We start from the raw sequence: 17,960 nt of genomic DNA on the forward strand, positions 1-17,960 counted from the left end.
ATACTATTCGCATGCGATTCCGAAATTGAGGGGAAGCCGAAAAAAAAATGTGTCCATGTCGTATTCTACCTATAAGAATGTCTGAATCCACCCTCATATCAAGACTCTTGATGTTCTACAATAGGACATAGGATGCTTGCTTAAGGAATAGGGCACAGACATTTTTGATAAAAGTAGGAGGCGTTAATGAATGACGACACTCAGTATTTCTAGCTTAACATGCGAATACCGCGTCAATCCGATTGGACTGGATACGACTCAGCCTCGCTTTACTTGGCAGCTAGCTTCGGACAACCATTATACCATGCAATCAGCCTATCAAATCCAAGTTAGTAAGGATGAAAATTCATTCGAACCGAGTCGTTTGGTGTGGGATTCTGGTCACGTACAATCCGAACAATCTGTGCTTGTTGTTTATGAGGGGCAAGCGCTGCTGCCGCGAAATCGTTATTTTTATCGTGTTAAACTATGGAATCAGACTGGCTCGCCATCGCCTTGGAGTGAAATCGCTTTCTGGGAAATGGGACAGCTAAGTCCAGATGACTGGTCAGCCAAGTGGATTACACCGGATGCAGCCTCCATGGATCCTGAAGCAGAAGAAGCCTTCTATTTGAGGAAGACATTCTCGGTACGTAAGGCAATTCGTAAAGCGACTATTTATGCAACGAGTTTAGGCATTTATGAGCTTGAACTCGACGGAGCGCGTGTGGGGGATTGGGAGTTCACACCTGGTTGGACCAGCTACCGTCACCGACTGCAGGTTCAGACGTATGAGGTAACGAGCCTGCTGCAGCATGGTGAAAACCATACCATTGGCGCAGTGCTGGCAAACGGTTGGTACAAAGGTGATTTGGCATGGAAGAATCAACGAAATATTTTTGGGGACGTTAGAGCTCTTTTTCTCCAATTACATATCGAGTACACAGACGGAACCTCTGAAATAACCGTTAGTGATGATTCTTGGCGGGCTTCATTAGGACCAGTTCGGATGTCTGAGCTGTATCATGGAGAAACCTACGATGCTAATTTGGAGCTTAGTGGGTGGAGCATGTCGACGTATCGGGACGATAATTGGTGCCCGGTAACGGTTCTTGATTATTCCAAAGACATCCTAGTCATGCAGGAGAATGAGCCATCACGCATTACCCAGCATGTGAAGCCGATAACCGTTATTGAAACACCATCTGGTGAAACCGTTCTTGATTTTGGGCAAAATATGGTCGGAAAAGTGCACATGCGTTTGGAACTGCCAGTTGGAACTCGTCTTCAACTGCTGCATGCAGAGGTGCTGGATCAAGAAGGGAACTTCTATATTGGGAACCTGCGTCATGCGAAGCAGACGGTTACTTATGTATGTAAAGGTGGCGGAGAAGAACAATATGAACCTCATTTCTCGTTCCAAGGCTTTCGATATGTCAAAGTGGTAGGCTGGCCTAGGGATACAGCATTCGATGCAGAGCGTTTCACGGGTCATGTTATTCATACGGACATGGCAGTTAGCGGCACCTTTGAATGCTCCCATCCCTTGCTGAATAAACTTCAGCAAAATATTGTCTGGGGACAAAGAGGCAATTTCCTGGATGTACCGACCGACTGCCCGCAGCGGGATGAGCGGCTGGGTTGGACAGGAGATGCACAAGTATTTATTCGCACGGCAGCCTTTAATTATGATGTAGCTCTATTTTTCACCAAATGGCTGCGCGACTTAAAAGCGGATCAGCATGAGAATGGCGGTGTTCCATTCGTCATTCCAGACGTACTTGGTCCGAATAACCACTCTTCCGCTGCTTGGGGGGATGCAGCTGTCATATGCCCGTGGACGATGTACCAAGTATATGGCGATAAGCGTGTTCTGGAGGAGCAATATGACAGCATGAAAGCGTGGATTACGTACATGCGAAGCCAAGGAGAGAATGAGTATCTGTGGAATACAGGCTTTCACTTTGGTGATTGGCTTGGGCTTGATGCCAAAGAAGGCAGCTACGTAGGAGCTACCCCGAGAGACTTAATCGCGACATGCTTCTATGCCTATTCGACATCACTTTTCGTGAAAGCTGCGGAAGTGCTGGAACGCAGCGAGGATGTAGCTACGTACAGTGAGCTTTATGAGCGCATTGTTGAAGGTTTCGCACATGAATTCCTTACACCAAGCGGACGTTTGGCCGCGCATACACAGACAGCACACGTGCTCCCGCTGATGTTTGGACTCGTGAAAGGAAGTACGCGTGATCGATTAGCAAAGACGTTAGCCGAATATGTCGTGGAGCAGAACAATCACCTGACGACCGGTTTCGTAGGCACGCCGTATTTGTGCCATGTATTATCCGAAAATGGCTACCATGATCTGGCAGTGAAGTTAGTTCAGCAGGAAGATTATCCATCTTGGCTGTACTCGATTCACAAGGGAGCAACCACCATTTGGGAGCATTGGGATGGAATCAAGCCGGATGGATCGTTCTGGAGTGATGATATGAACTCCTATAACCATTATGCGTACGGATCTATTGGAGATTGGCTGTATCGCGTAGTGGCGGGTCTCGATTCCGATGATCAGCAGCCTGGGTACAAACGGATTCAATTCCATCCGCGACCAGATTCTGGACTTGAATACGCGAAAGCATCGCTCCATTCTAGCTACGGTAAGATACGGAGTGAATGGAAGAAAGAGGCCGATGGCAGAGTCGTTTATGAATTTCAATTACCTCCGAATACGACTGGCCTAGCAACTTTGAGAGGAGCGACATTAGCAGCAGTATCCGTTAATGGTCATGCAGCCCAGACAGCATCAGGAGTCCTATCAGCAGCGGAAAGCGATGGAGAGCTGCGGTTAGAACTTGGATCGGGCACCTACTCCATCATCTGTTGAGAAAATAAGGTTACAAGATGGCTGTCCCAACAGGGTTATAGACCTTGAGGGTATCTACCTTGAAGATGGTTACACGTATCAATGAGGACTTCCGCCAATAGGGGGAGGTCCTTTTTGGTCATAGTTATGTATCCATGTATCCATGCTACATTTTCAGACAGGGCGGCTTCTGGAAGGAAACGTTAGTTTCGGACAGACCCTACTCTTTTTGATAACTTTTTGATAACTTTTTGAATAGGAGGATATGAGTTATAATAGAGAAATAGTTGAATAAAGAAGGGGAACCTCACAATGGCAGTCTTCAATGCAATGGAAACGATAGTGATGAATTTGTTTGATGAGTTTCAAAAAAACTATGAAATGAAATGCGAATGCACTACTTGCAAAGAAGACGTGCTTGCTTTGGTTTTAAATAAAGTCCCTCCGCGGTATACCTCAAGTGAGAAGGGGCAGTTATTTGTGAAAGGTCTCTATATCAATCCACAGCTGCAATCCGATGTCATGCGAGAATTAATGGAAGCGGCGAATATTGTGGAACATCATCAGCATCACAGAGAAGAATCCCAGCCCTAAGAACTGCAATGAAAAAGACTGATCCCTTCATTACGAAGAGTCCAGTCTTTTTTTCGTCATTTAACCAACAACCCTCTATGTCCTACGGTTAAGTTCATAAATATGCTTGAATTGATTGAATTTATCCACTGCTTGCGCTCTTGATTTCACGCCTAATTTCTCATAAATTTTGCGCACGTAATTATCTACGGTTCGCTTGCTCATATGCACTTCCTCGGCCATTTGCTCATTGGTTAGACCTTGGACAATCATGGTCATCATGTGTACTTCGTCGTCGTCTAATGAATCAGTCTGATGCAAATTACCACTGTCCACTTTCATTTTGTGAAAAACAGGAACGGGTATTACCGTGAAATTCTCTAGCAAAAGGGTTACTAAGCTTTTAATAAGCGTACCGCTAGATTCCTTAGAAATAACAGCACTAACCTTAAGTCCGATCAAATAATTGTAAAGATGTGATAATTCTATGCCCGAAAAAATGACAAGGTGGATGGCGGGATATTTGCCTTTAATGATTTTGGCAAGCTCATCGCCGTATTGATCCGGAAGATTATAATCCAAGAAAACAATATCCGGTACATGCAAATCTACGAGTTCCAAGCATTGTTTGCCAGTTCCGGCTATCCCTATAATCTGTATACCCTCGATTTGCTGCAGCGTATTCGATGTTGCTTCTGCCATTAAGGGGTGATCATCTACGATCAGAATCTTCGATCTCTTAATCATATGATACTTCCTTCCTGATTTGGTAGGGAATCCGAATGCTGAGTTCAACGCCGCTGTCTCTTGCCTCTCCTTAATTTTACCAAATTTCACAAAAAGATTGCAAATTAGATTTTATTTATCTAATTTTGCGTCTTTTTTTCGTTATATGCAAAAAAAACTGCGCATTTATGGAAAAAAATGTGGATTTGCGAAAGAAAATATTGCGCTGTTATCGAAGGCGTTTCTATATATGATAAGTATAGGTAATCTTCCAAAATTAAGTAAATAAGGAGGGAATTCATAATGAAAAGCGAGCAATTTGATTGCATGTTCGATTCTGTGTTAACGGATGTTGTGAAGCAAACGTACAGCAACTTACCCTTGCCCTCCGCTGAACAAATTCAGCTTTCGATGAAGAAAATGATGGATATCATCAAAACCAATGATGGTTGGAATTCAATGAATGAAAGTTAGGAATAACTAGAATTCGATAAGCGAGGATTCGCTTGTATATATAACATACATCAGTCTATTTTCTCTAGAGAGGAAATAGGCTGTTTTTTTTATCGGCTGTGTCCGCTATACTATTGTGTAAACGCTACCATGGAATGAGGTGAATGAATGAAGACTCGTTTGTTAGCTCTTGGCATGACTGTAACTCTGATGCTTACAGCTTGTCAACCCCAGACAGTAACAGTCGTTCCTAAACAGCAATTCCAGGAGCAGACACTTTCGTGGATACATCACTTTGACGAGGAGGGTGCACGAAAATGGTTGGAGGCGGGGACACAGCTATTTGCTAAACAGCATCCTCCCTATGCGTTTACGCTGACGGGTGTGGATGGCGGCAATTATATGAGTTTGCTTCGCACGCGTGTGATTTCGAATAACATGCCTGATATCTATATGCTGGATAATATAGAGGCCGCTCAGGATCTCATTCATAAAGGGTATGCGATGGACTTAACGGGTCAACCTTTTTTATCGCAAATCGACGAGAAGTTCCTGAATGGTGTGAAGACAGCCGATGGGAAAATATGGGCGCTGCCAATTGACGTGAATGGCGCTGGTGTCATTTATAATAAAGATGCTTTCGCACACGCTGGCATTCAAAGTCCGCCAACAACTTGGCCGCAATTCATAGCTGCATGCGAGGCGCTGCAGAAGGCAGGAATTATTCCTATCGCAGCAGGCTATAAGGATAAGCTGGACCCTGACTTGGGACATTGCGGCGGATCTTCTGGCTAATCAGAATGCCGCTGGCCGCAACTGGATTGCGGATATAGAAGCAGGTCGAACTTCGTTCGCTGATGATCAAATTCACTTCAAAGACATCTTGAAACGATATGGAGAACGCCTGAGTTATGTGAACATCAAGCCGTTCGAAACCGATTGGAACCAAGCCCAAGAGCTCCTTGCGGAGGGGAAGGCCGGCATGATCATTAATGGCACGTGGACAGTTGACGGTGTTAAATCCAAGAACCCTGCGAGTAATCTAGGACTGTTTGCTTTCCCTTATTCGAATAATCCCCATGATGCTAAGTTTGGTTTAAAATCAACAGGAGGGATTGTCATCAATCCTCAATCACCTCATAAGGAAGCGGCGCTTCAAACACTGGAATTGTTTGCTTCGAAGGAAATGGGGACGATTTTTCAGACGAAAAAGAAGGCTTTGTCTGTGATTAAAGGCTTGCCGAATGACTTTGACCCCACTTATGTGGAGCTGGATGAGACGTATATCCAAACAGGCAAAACGTATGACTGGTCGAGTTTACCGACAGATTTTGTGAATCAAGATCTGCAAAAGGTGTTTGTAAATGCACTCACGAAATTCGTTATTGATCGCAGTCATAATGTGGATCTCTGTATTCAAGAGCTGGATCAAGCATTCGATCGGATTCGCAAACTATCCAAATGACGGCAAGGAGATCTGCGTATGACAGCCACCCCGTGGAACTTAAATCGGGTCAAGGACTTTCGCATCCGAACGAAAATATTTCTATCAAATATGATTATTATTTTGTTCATTTCATCGGCGATTGGCGGAGTTGCCATCTATGCCTCTACAAAATTCATTGAATCAAATACTAGAGATCTATCGATGCAGGTCATTCATCAAGTTTCCGACAATATTGAAATCAGGGCGAAGGAAGCATTCACTTCTTCCGTTTATGTCCTTAGTGACAGTAATATTCGGCAAATTGCTGCTGAACAAGGTGAGCAGGTTACAAGTGACAACTATCCAGCTTTCCGCAGCCGTATGGAGTTCTTGCTAGCTCAGTATGGGAATGGGAATCCCTATATGAATGCTATTATGATTCAAACACAGAAGGGACAGGTGTACTGGTGGGAAAATAAAAAAGGCTTGGATCGTACACTAAATCATGAAGATGTAACCGTAATGACGAATAATGCTTCAGATTATTTGAAAAATCATGAACAAAGCATCAGCTGGTCGCCTTCTCTGAGAAAGCAAAAAGAAGTGTTCCTTATCAGAGATTTCGTTGATCTGAGTCAAGTAGATCGTAGTCTTGGCACGATTGTAATCAGTATTGATTCGGATTATTTCTTATCTCTGGGGAGCAATAGCTCGATCATTAAGCAAAATAATGTTGCGATTCTCAATCCCTTGAACGAACTGTTAGCGGGTGGCGGAACCCCCGGAATGGACAATCTGATCTCAAGGAGCTTAAGTTATAACCTTGAGGAGAAAGATGCATCTATGGCAATCGTCGATAATGCAGAGGGAGGGAGTCATTTATTCGTCCAAGAACGAACATCAACGCTAGGCTGGCGGGTGCTTTGCTTCATTCCGATGTCTGAGTTTCTGTCCAATACACGTGTGTTAGTTTTTGTAATCGCGCTCGTTTCTCTGCTTGCTGTTCTGATATCTACCGGCATTGCCGTATTACTTTCGAATTCTACGACGAGAAATATCAAAATCTTGGAGCAAACGATGCGTCGAGTCGAAGATGGCAATTTCGATGTTCGCATTATTCCGCTTGGGCGAGATGAGATTGGGAGTTTGTCGATTCGGTTCAATTTCATGCTGTCTCGGATTAACGATTTAATAAACACGGTATATAAAGAGCAAATTGCCAAACAACAGGCTGAATTTACCGTCCTCATGAGTCAGATTAATCCTCATTTCCTTTATAACACGCTAGGGACTGTGAAATGGTACGCTCGCATGAATCATCAAGCCGAGATTGAGCAAATGGTCACCTCAGTTATTGAATTATTGAAATCCTCGGTACGGCGTGTCGGAGAATTTCACAGCTTGGAGCAAGAGATTAACCAATTAAAAAACTATATTTATATTCAAAAAATTGGGTATGGCGATGCCTTTCGCATGGACTATGAAGTGGATGAACGGTTGCTGGAAAGTGAGGTGCCATATTTCATTCTTCAGCCGCTAGTCGAAAATGCAATTCTTCACGGCATCGAAATGTCCAAGGGTAGTGGACGTATTGTACTTCATGCACGCGTGGAAGAGAAGCAACTCCTGCTCATTGTCGAAGATAACGGAATAGGTATGGAAGCTGAACAAGCGTTTAATCTATTGAACGCTGCTACACGTAAAGAATCGGTTCCAGGCGTGACGAGTATCGGCATTCACAACGTGAATGAACGCATTCAGCTGTATTATGGGGATAAATATGGCCTTAGCTACGAAAGTGCACCTGGCTTAGGTACGAAAGCTATTGTTCGAATTCCGCATAGAACGCATCGTCAAAGGAGGAATGAGCATGTTGAACGCCATGATCGTTGAAGATAATGCGATATATCGGTATGCCATTAAAACGATCATTCGTTGGGAAGATTATGGCTTCCAAATTGTATGCGAAGCACTCAATGGCGTGCATGCACTTGATCTACTGCAGCATCAGCAGGTTGATCTTATTGTGACGGACATTTCGATGCCCGAAATGAACGGTATTGATCTGATCCAGCAGGTAAAGCAAAAGGATGAATCTATCAAAATTGTAGCACTCAACTCCTTCGATGACTTCCGATTCGTGAAGGAAGCCCTCAAGCTTGGGGCAGAGGATTATTTGTTAAAGCATGACCTCGAACCTAGCGCTTTACAGCAGCTATTAGAACAAATGAGCGGCAAGATTATGGAAGATCATAAACGAAGAAAACAAGCGAGTATTCGAGATGCCAGCTTTCAAGAGGTGCGCTGCCTGTTGGGGCGAAAGCTTCTCTTAGGCGAGTTGAAGCGGGCGGAGGACATTGAAGATCAAGTAAGCGCCGTTCATTTTCCAATTCATGGAGGTCCTACGGCAGTTGTCGTTGTCGATGCTAACTTTAAAGTCCTTGCCGATGGTTCTAAGGAAGAACAGACGGCGTACTCAAACATGGTTATACCGATTTCCGAACGGAGAACTGCGGTTATTATCTATTTTCCGAATGAAAAGAGTGAACACAAATGTTTGGAGGAGACACTTCGGCAAGCGTCGCTGCTGTACACCCGGATGAAAAAGATAGGCACTGTAACAATGGGAATTAGCTCGATCGGCTATGGATTGAAGGATTGGGCAGTGTTATATAAGCAAGCTGAAACCGCCTTAGATCAATATGTTTATGAAGGAGCGGGTCAACTCTATGCCTTTACGTCCCTTCAGATCAATGGCAAGGTTGAAACATCGGCAGGAATCACGATTCAGCCTCTTGTTGCTGCGATGAAAAGTGGTCTATTTACAGCTATTGAAACGCAGACTGAGCATTTGTTTCAAAGCCTCATTCAAAAGAAGCCGCCAATACCAGAGCTGCGCAACCTGCTGGCAGAGTTAATGATGCAGCTGAAAACATTGGCCATGGAGAGGAATAGGTACTCAGATCAGTTTGATCAGGCGTATAAACAGGTTAGCCAGGCGATGGAAGCCCTTCAGCCACTGCAGCAATTGAAGCAATTATTTCTAAATTTGAATAAGCAAATCGTTGGGAATAAAGCTGAGCACATGTTGATGCGCAAGGAAATTCAAGGAGCAATCGCCTATATGGAAGAGCATTATGCCGAAGACATCACGGTGGCAAGGTTGGCAGATGTACTCCATTTGAGCGCGAATTACCTATCCAATCTATTTAAAAGCGAGACAGGGATGCGGATCGTCGAATATATGAATCGATACCGGATTCAGAAAGCGAAACAGCTGCTTCAAGATCCTGCATGGAAAGTTTATGAAGTTGCAGAGAAAACAGGATTTCAAGAAACCTCCTACTTTTGCAAAGTATTTAAAGAGCTGGAGGGGAAAACGGTCAAGGAGTTTAGGCGCAATGGTTAATTATTCAAGATGATGGATCGTAAATTCTGTGAAATATATAAAAAATCAGTGTTATATAGAATGCAATCGGCTGCGAATTTGGATAAAATTCGGAGCTTTTTTTGTTTTGTGTGAGGCTGTATCTGTGTAGTTTTGTTATATAACTTGATGTTTCTTTCAATGTAAGCGCTTTTAAAAAAACTTATACTAACTTCATAAAGAACAGCAAGCTAAACATCCTTAGCGGATGAAACGGGTTTCATAAATAAATGAGAGTAGATCAAGGGGGTTAGCCATTGTATTTATCAAAAAGTGAAGAAGCAGTGATTCAGTTATCATCTGAAGCACTGCGGATAAAGGGAAAATCAGAAATTATACTTTGTGCCTCCTTATTTTATTTTCGACTACCACGCGGTGTATGGAAAGAGAGACTAAATAAAGTAAAAGCCTTTGGATATAACGCGATTGATGTGTACTTTCCTTGGAATCATCATGAGACCGTGGAGGGAACTTGGGATTTTACTGGAGAAAAGGATGTGGCTCAATTTCTACAGTATGCCGCAGATGCCGGTCTGTGGGTGATTGCACGACCAGGACCGTATATTTGCTCGGAATGGGATGGCGGAGCGCTCCCAGCTTATCTATTTGTGAAAGAAAATCTTCGTTTAAGGGATAACGATCCTGCCTTCTTGCAGCATGTGGCCAGGTGGTATGATCAGATCCTTCCTATCCTGAAGACATATGAAGCGGATCAGGGAGGCACGATCATTGCTGTTCAATTAGATAATGAGCTTGATTTCTATCCGTGTTCGGATCCCAAAGGATACATCTCGGCATTAAGAGATTTAGCTTTGCAGCATGGCATTACCGTTCCGCTCATTGCTTGCGCCGGACAAGGCGGCTTGTATGAGGCTTCAGGTTTTGCTGATGGCGTGGTGCCTACTTGCAACTTCTATCCTAATGATCAAGACCCTGCATTCGTAGAAAAGGTGCTCTTCTACAGAGAGGAGTTGGCTCGTCGCGGACTGCCCTTACTCGTCACGGAGACGAATCGCTCACACTTCCTGCTTCGCAGATTGCTATCGGCAGGAGCGAAGCTGCTCGGTCCCTACTTGCAGGCTTCAGGGACGAACTTTGGCTTTACCAATGCAGCTAACAATTGGGGGAATCCTCTTTCTTTCCTTACCTCGGACTATGATTTCCATGGGATGGTAACACCTGAAGGACACCTTCGAGAGGAAGCTTATGAAGGCAGAATGCTGCATCGTGTGATTCAAACGTATGGCGCTTCACTTGCTGAGGCGAAGCCTGCGCTCACGAATAGTGCCTCATCACCTTATCGGTTAGCGTTAAAGCAAGGCGGCGAGCTGCTCTTCCTATGTAATGTTAACGAGCAAGATGAAGACGCTTACTTACATGTGGAAGAAGAAGTCATACCCCGATATACCACACTTGTCGCCAAAGCAAGCCGCTGTCCGATTCTTCCCGTGCAGGTGCCCTTGCAGACATGGGGAATCGCTGAAGGGACGCTCGCCTACGCAACTGCAGAATTGCTGCTGGTGAAGCAGCTTGAGCAGCGCACGGTGTTCGTATTCCATACGGAGGGCGAAGGTGAAATCCGTCTCTGCTTTAACATGGAGGTGCAGACGGAGGCTGGCACGATGACGGTACACCATGCCGAAACAGAAGATCAGGTAACGGTATCCTTTCAATCGGATGAACAAGAGAGATTAGTTCGGATTCACTTACTAAACGGTCATGTTATCGAATTGGTTGGGATGAGTCGTTCACGTGCTTTGCTTTTAGAAAATATAGATGCTGATGGCGAGCTGCATGTTGGTGAATTCGTAGAACGAGTCTCGGAAAGCAGCGAAGTTGAAATCAGCTGGTCACAAAGCTTAGTGAATCCCTTGGATACACTTGCGGATGAAAGCTTATCGATCGGTGATACCGCCGATTATTTGGAGAAGCATGGTGTTTACCGAGGTTTCGCCTGGTACACTTCGCACCTACCGATTGAGAATAGCTGTCTAGGCATTATCGTTCAGCAGGCAAGTGATGTCGTTTCCGTCTATTCCGGTGAATCGTACCTTGGTACAGCAACACCGGGTGGAGGAAGTCACTTTCTTCCGATTCCATCCGGTGCACGTGTAGAGCCTAATCTAGTTGCACGTGTCGAGATTTGGGGACATACCAATTTCCATGATACGAATTTGCCGGGTTTGCACTTAAATGCTCTGAAAGGACTAACAGGCATTGTTGGAGTAACGTCGGTTAGGGAAATAAACCAAAACTGGCGATTCAAATCAATGCAATTTGGGGAAGACAAGGACGATTACGCAGCAACAGATTATAACGATCAACAATGGCCGATTGTAAGCGTTGGAGGGTGGTTCTCCGCCGAACAGCCTGCCCATCAATGCTACCGCAAACAAATAAAGCTGACGACAGAAGCGGATATGTGGATTCTGCATACGCCTGGTAATTTCTCGCATGCCTATGCTTATGTGAACGGGCACTCACTCGGACAATTGAACCCGCTCAATCCTTATCTGGATCTTACGCCTTACGTAAAGGCGGGAGAGACGGCAACGTTAACGCTATATCTGGATAAAACGTACGGTTCCCTCAGCGGAAATATAAGTCTTTATGAAGGAACCGCCGCTAAACAGTGGACACTATCCTCATGTCAGGAGAATGGTTTATTGCAGCATGCCAAAGCGTCGGCGCTTAAGGCTCTCCCTGTAGACGGAGCTATCTCCTTGAAACCGGGTACCCTGTCATGGCTGTACGGTGACCTGCGTGATGATAACCAAGGTTTAGGCTGGAGGGTTTATGTTAAAGGCAGCAATATGAAGCTGACTGTATTCTTCAACGGACACCTAGTTGGCCGCCTGTGGACGCAAGGCGGTGCCAACAGACCGATATTCCGTGGCGGCAGCGATGAGTCCTTTTATTTACCGGGACCGTGGTTTCAGGTTGGAGAATCAGGCAATGAAATAGCCGTCTTATTGGAGGCGGTATCAGCCTCTGAAGACGCCTTGCTAGAGCCGCTTCGCTTCGTACCGGTAGCCGCAGTTTAATTAGGAAGGAGAGTACGCATGAAAACTGCCATCTCAGCAAGCTCATTAGAAGGAGCGCCTGCTGCTGTCAAAAAGCGTGTAACCCCACTGCGCAGATTTTGGTCGTATCGAACATTAGTCCTCATGTGTGTTCCAGCGATTTTATTTTTCCTAGTCATGTCTTACCTTCCAATGCCAGGGCTTTATCTCGCATTCATTAATTATAACTATACGGCGGGGATCTTCGGCAGCCAGTTCGTTGGGTTTGACAATTTCAAATTTCTAGTGACCTCTGGGGCACTTTGGAAATTAACGTTTAATACGATTACTTACAATTTAGCTTTTATTATATTTGGAAATATCCTGCAGATTGGTATTGCTATTTTGCTGAACGAGCTTCGTAAAAAGTGGTTTAAGAAGCTTTCGCAATCCCTGATGTTCCTGCCATTTTTCATCTCCTTCGTGCTTGTTGGCCTTATTGCCTACAACATTCTCAGTTATGACTTTGGTCTGCTCAATGGGATTCTCAAATCGATCGGTTGGGAGCCGCTTAAGACATACTCGAATCCAACGATCTGGCCTTTTATCATCGTCTTTACATTCCTTTGGCAGTCGACAGGGTACGGCTCGATCGTCTATTTCGCAGCGATAATGGGATTGGATTCGGAGATTGTTGAAGCCGCAGAAATCGATGGGGCAAATGCCCTGCAGCGAATTCGCTATATCGTGCTTCCTTGGCTAAAGCCAACGTTCATTATTTTGCTGCTATTTTCATTAGGCGGTATTCTCAGAGGGAACTTTGGATTGTTCTATAACTTGGTCGGAGCCAACAATACAGCCCTTTTTGATGCGACAGATATTATTGAAACGTTCGTGTTCCGCTCTTTGATGAACAACTTCAACTTTTCACTAGGAAGCGCTGTCAGTCTATATCAGTCAGTGTTTGGCTTCTTTATTGTCATCACAGCCAACTGGCTGGTTAAAAAAGTTTCGCCTGAAAACACGCTGTTCTAATTCAACATACAAATATTCGTCACTTTAGTTCGGTTAGGAGGGGCATACGTGGAACAAGTCATTGCACGTCAAAGAGGAACGGATTTCTCCTCGGTGGCCATTCGGCTATTCGGCTACTTCTTTATTGGTCTATTTGCACTCTTCTGTTTAGTACCTTTTCTTCTCGTCCTTGGGACATCGTTCACAGCAGAGAAGTCGATCACGTTACACGGCTATAATTTGTGGCCCAAAGAGTTCAGTACATTTGCTTATAAAATTGTATTCGAGAACCCTGGCGTCATCATCGGCTCTTATGGGGTCACGCTTGGCATTACACTGATTGGAACAACCATTGGGCTGTTTATCGTAGCCATGACGGGTTATTCCTTGCAGCGTCCTGATTTTCCTTATCGCAATCGGATTTCGTTCTTCATCTATTTTACAACGTTGTTTCAAGGTGGGGTTGTCCCCTTTTACTTAATTATGACGCAGTGGCTGCATCTGAAGGATAACTATTTGGCTGTCCTGCTGCCTGGACTCATGAGCCCTTTTCTCATTATTATGATGAAAAGCTTCGTCAGGTCCATCCCGCATGCCATTACAGAATCGGCCAAAATGGACGGAGCGGGCGATTTCAAGATTTTCACCAAACTCATCCTGCCTATGACAACACCGGCGCTGGCGACCATAGGATTGTTTATTGCTTTGGGTTATTGGAACGAATGGTACAATTCGATGTTGTTCCTATCACCCGATTTGAAATATAGGCCGCTTCAATTGTTCCTGTACAACGTTGTAACGAGTGCTGATTTTATCAAAAACTCATCGGTCTCATCCAATGTACAGCCTAGGGATATGCCGCTGGAGTCCATGAAAATGGCTACCGCAGTAGTTGCAACGGGACCGGTCATACTATTTTATCCGATGGTACAGAAATATTTCATCCAAGGTATTACCGTTGGTGCTGTTAAAGGCTGACGCAAAGCATATACCAAAATGATTATGGGGAGGCAAATCCGTATGTTCAAGAGAAAAAAGAAAGCGCTTAGTGTAGCTCTGGCAGCGACGCTTGCTGTAAGCTTGACGGCGTGCACCACACCTAGCAGTACAGGTACTAGCTCCACGGATAAAGGGACACCGACTGCTGCAGCAACGGGGACAGCAGCACCATCTGGCAAAATTGACACCTCCGAGTTCCAAACGATTTCCTACGTAATGTTAGGGGATAAACCGAAGAATGGTCAATTTGAAAAGGTGATGGAGAAGGTTAACGCTCTTTTGAAACAAAAAGCAAATGCGAAACTGGAAATTAAATGGGTTGAATGGGCCGATTGGCAAACCAAATATAATCTATTGCTAGCTTCAGGGGAACCGGTTGACTTGATCACAGTTGCAACAGATTGGTTGGATACGTGGCAGAATGCACAAAAAGGTGCTTTCCAGCCGCTGGATAAGCTGCTTCCTGTGTATGCGCCGTTAACTTGGAAGGAAGTACCGCCAGAGAACTGGGCTGAGACGAAGTACAAGAATCAAATCATGCTCATTCCTGAAGATCATTATACACAGTGGGTTAATCACGGTTTCTTGTATCGTGGCGATTGGGCCAAAGAGTTTGGGATCACAGCGCCGATTACAGATTGGAAGTCGATGGAGACCTATCTCCAAGGTGTCAAGGATAAGAAGCCAGGCGTTGTTCCTTGGGATGCAAATGGTACGGCTGCTGGTAATATTGCAGGCTACATCAATTCCTATACAGATGCGATTGAACTTCCGATCAGTACCGGTCTCTTCGGTCTAATCTACGGTAAATCATATGATGAGAAGTATAAAGCTTATAGCCCTATTCTCGACGATACTTTCGTGAATTTTGCCAAACTCATGAAGGATTGGGGCGACAAAGGCTTCTGGCGCGAAGATGTGCTGAATTATAAGGGCGATAACCGTTCTGAGCTTGAGGCTGGTAAGTCAAGTATAGATCAGCATCACACGCAAACTTTCCTTGGTGAACGTATCAAAATGGATAAGCTGCAGCCGGGCTCGGATCTCCAGTTCTTCCCATTCTCGGCTACTCGCAACAATCTCGTATCCATGTCGATCACACATGGCGGAACTTCCATTGGTGCAAAGAGCAAGCATCCAGAGCGCGCTCTGATGGTCTACGAGCTGATTCGTCAAGACCCGGAAGTGTATCGTTTGATGAATTACGGCTTGGAAGGCGTGCAGTACGTCATCAAAGATGGCAAACGTTTCCGTCCAGATGGCTATGATGTGCAAAGAGACGAATTCTATTCCAACTTCTGGGGTGGACGCATCGATAAGAATGAAATTCCAGATGGGAATGATTGGTCTGGAAAAGGCGCGCTTTATGCTTCCTATGACAAAATCAAAAAGCCATTCCCATATGGCCGATTCGTTTTCGATAAGGGACCTGTGTCAAACGAGTTGACAGCGGTTACCCAAGTTGTTGGACAAATGGGACCTGCGATTCTTTACGGCAAAGCGGGAGACCCCGTCAAAGCGGTTGATGATTTCCGCGCCAAGCTGAAAACAGCAGGCTTTGATAAGCTGATGGCTGAAGTCCAAAAACAATTGGATGCCTTCAAGGTCACTGTAGAAAGCAGCAAATAAGGTTAAAGATATCGAAGGTCTGTCTCTGAACAGGCCTTCGATCTTTATATTTTGACGTAACGGAGAGTGAATTCTTGGAATCTATAACCGTCTATGATATTGCCCGAGAAGCGAACGTCTCCGTCGCGACTGTTTCCCGTGTTCTCAATGATACCGCACCCGTTCGAACATCGACTAGGCAGAAGATTATGGCGATTATTGAAAAGCACAAGTTTCAGCCCAATGCGTTGGCACGCAGTCTGGTGAATAAGAAAACGGGCATGATTGGCGTATTATTCCCAGACAGCAGTAACATGTTTTTCCCTGAGGTGTTCGGAGGGGCAGAGAGAGCTGCGCAGAAGCTGGGTTTTACACTCTTTCTCTGTAATACATTCAGCAATTTCAGTAGAGAATCCGAATATCTGAACTTACTTTGCGAAAGGCAGGTGGAGGGACTCCTCTTCATGGGTGGACGTATTAATTCGCGTCACTGCCCGGAGCAGCTCGTCCAGGAAGTCGTGGATATCCAGAAGCGAATTCCAATTGTCTTGATCAATGGCAGTCTTCCAGGTCATCCCTGTCATCGTATGAAAACGGATGAATATGCGGGCACTCAGCTCATTATGCAGCATCTTATTGATCGCGGGCATCGAAGCATCGGCTTCTTGGGAGGGAACGCGGAAACGACAACGACGATGGAAAAGCTGCAAGCGTACAAAAGTACGCTAGGAGCGAATGATCTCCTATTTCGCAAGCAAATCGTACGCTTGGGAGACTTCTCAATGGAATGCGGCCGCAAGCTGATGGAACAATTCCTTACTATGCCAAATTGTCCAACGGCTTTCCTGTGTATTAACGATTATGTGGCCATTGGTGCCATGAAAGCTGCTATTTCTCATGGGCTGCGTATTCCGGAGGATATCGCCATTGCAGGGTTTGATGACAGCCAATTAGCTTCTGCGATGAACCCCGAACTGACAACCGTTTCACAGCATAGTGAAGAGCTTGGGAGTCAAGCGATGGCCTTATTATCGAGATTGATTCAGAAGGAAAAGGTGAAGAAATTGACGGTTCTGGAGCCTAAGCTCATCGTTAGGCAGAGTACATAATGAGAGAGTTGCGCGCTAATTCAGCTAGCAGTGGCAGTTGGTTGAACAGTAGGATAGAAGTGAAGCGAAGTCCGAGGGTTACGACTCCTCGGACTTTATGTATTATTAATAAAAGCAAGCATGATCACATCCAGAAATGTCCGCGTGACTTCATGCATCAAATATTGATGCATCAGTCCTTCTTGCTTAAAGCCCAGCTTCTCCAGAACCTTCAAAGAGGCTTTATTTTCAGGGAATACTTCCGCTTGAATGCGATGTGCCCCAATATGTTCCCGACTAAAGGCAAGAACAGCTTCAAGAGCTTCTGACATGATGCCCTTATTCCAATAATGGCGGTTTAATTCGAAACCAACGTTGAGAGGAAGAAGAGGTTTTTTTTCAAATGTATCTCGAATCGGCATGAACATGACGGTGCCAATTAAGGTGGGATCAGTCTTCATGGATATCCCCCAAGGGAATAGCCGTTTATCTTGGAAATATTGATTCCATGATTGAATTAAGTCTCTGGAATCTTGGACAGATGCAGGGCCATGCCAGTCTAGATATTGGGTGACCTTGGAGTCGGAATAGAAGTGATAAAGATCCTCAGCATCCTCAGTGTTCATTTGACGCAAACATAATCGGTTTGTTGTAAGTAGGGGGAAGGAGTCGAATAAACCGGTCGTTGTCAATCATGTCACCTGTCTTTTCTTCAAATTGTACAATCTTCACTAGTAACCTAACATAGAAATCTGAAGAATAGCTTAAAAAGAAATAAGTTCAATATTAGAAGAAGGAT

At 44.9% G+C, this 17,960-nt stretch carries 14 protein-coding genes; 12 read left to right on the forward strand and 2 right to left on the reverse strand.

Annotated features, from left to right (window positions below):
* Positions 1-190 precede the first annotated feature (190 nt).
* Complete coding sequence (locus tag ACBP55_RS14800; protein WP_464652573.1) at positions 191-2,866, forward strand: alpha-L-rhamnosidase; 2,676 nt, start codon at positions 191-193, stop codon at positions 2,864-2,866.
* Positions 2,867-3,157: 291 nt separating this feature from the next.
* The gene (locus ACBP55_RS14805; protein WP_464652574.1) at positions 3,158-3,439 is read left to right on the forward strand and encodes a late competence development ComFB family protein; all 282 of its coding nucleotides are present in this window, start codon (positions 3,158-3,160) and stop codon (positions 3,437-3,439) included.
* 75 nt (positions 3,440-3,514) lie between these two features.
* Here the strand turns inward: ACBP55_RS14805 and ACBP55_RS14810 are convergent, their stop codons facing one another.
* Entirely contained in the window at positions 3,515-4,165 is a 651-nt protein-coding gene (locus ACBP55_RS14810) for a response regulator transcription factor (protein ID WP_029193665.1), read from the reverse strand.
* Positions 4,166-4,447: 282 nt separating this feature from the next.
* On the opposite strand from ACBP55_RS14810, the gene ACBP55_RS14815 reads away from it, so the two are divergent.
* From ACBP55_RS14815 to ACBP55_RS14860, 10 genes are all read left to right on the forward strand, one after another.
* Positions 4,448-4,618, forward strand: coding sequence for a hypothetical protein (locus ACBP55_RS14815; protein WP_464652575.1), 171 nt, complete (start codon positions 4,448-4,450; stop codon positions 4,616-4,618).
* 147 nt (positions 4,619-4,765) lie between these two features.
* Positions 4,766-5,392, forward strand: a complete 627-nt coding sequence (locus ACBP55_RS14820; RefSeq protein ID WP_464652576.1) for an ABC transporter substrate-binding protein — start codon at positions 4,766-4,768, stop codon at positions 5,390-5,392.
* A 25-nt stretch (positions 5,393-5,417) separates the two neighbouring features.
* Positions 5,418-6,062, forward strand: coding sequence for an extracellular solute-binding protein (locus tag ACBP55_RS14825; RefSeq protein WP_464653323.1), 645 nt, complete (start codon positions 5,418-5,420; stop codon positions 6,060-6,062).
* 18 nt (positions 6,063-6,080) lie between these two features.
* The gene (locus tag ACBP55_RS14830; RefSeq protein ID WP_464652577.1) at positions 6,081-7,916 is read left to right on the forward strand and encodes a sensor histidine kinase; all 1,836 of its coding nucleotides are present in this window, start codon (positions 6,081-6,083) and stop codon (positions 7,914-7,916) included.
* Complete coding sequence (locus tag ACBP55_RS14835; protein WP_464652578.1) at positions 7,894-9,432, forward strand: response regulator transcription factor; 1,539 nt, start codon at positions 7,894-7,896, stop codon at positions 9,430-9,432. Before ACBP55_RS14830 ends, ACBP55_RS14835 begins: the two co-directional genes overlap by 23 nt.
* A 275-nt stretch (positions 9,433-9,707) precedes the next feature.
* Entirely contained in the window at positions 9,708-12,494 is a 2,787-nt protein-coding gene (locus ACBP55_RS14840; RefSeq protein ID WP_464652579.1) for a beta-galactosidase, read from the forward strand.
* Between the two features lie 18 nt (positions 12,495-12,512).
* On the forward strand, positions 12,513-13,487 hold the full coding sequence (locus ACBP55_RS14845) for an ABC transporter permease (RefSeq protein WP_464652580.1): 975 nt from the start codon (positions 12,513-12,515) through the stop codon (positions 13,485-13,487).
* Between the two features lie 60 nt (positions 13,488-13,547).
* A complete protein-coding gene (locus ACBP55_RS14850; protein WP_376768246.1) occupies positions 13,548-14,444 on the forward strand; it encodes a carbohydrate ABC transporter permease in 897 nt (298 codons plus the stop codon).
* 42 nt (positions 14,445-14,486) lie between these two features.
* Complete coding sequence (locus tag ACBP55_RS14855; RefSeq protein ID WP_464652581.1) at positions 14,487-16,094, forward strand: DUF3502 domain-containing protein; 1,608 nt, start codon at positions 14,487-14,489, stop codon at positions 16,092-16,094.
* Positions 16,095-16,168: 74 nt separating this feature from the next.
* Positions 16,169-17,182 carry a LacI family DNA-binding transcriptional regulator gene (locus ACBP55_RS14860; protein WP_464652582.1) on the forward strand — a complete coding sequence of 338 codons (1,014 nt, stop codon included), beginning with the start codon at positions 16,169-16,171 and terminating at the stop codon, positions 17,180-17,182.
* 95 nt (positions 17,183-17,277) lie between these two features.
* Here ACBP55_RS14860 and ACBP55_RS14865 read toward each other — a convergent pair whose 3' ends face one another.
* Positions 17,278-17,853, reverse strand: a complete 576-nt coding sequence (locus ACBP55_RS14865; RefSeq protein ID WP_464652583.1) for a GNAT family N-acetyltransferase — start codon at positions 17,851-17,853, stop codon at positions 17,278-17,280.
* Positions 17,854-17,960: the final 107 nt, after the last annotated feature.

The sequence above is a fragment of the Paenibacillus sp. WG02 genome (genome assembly GCF_055396115.1).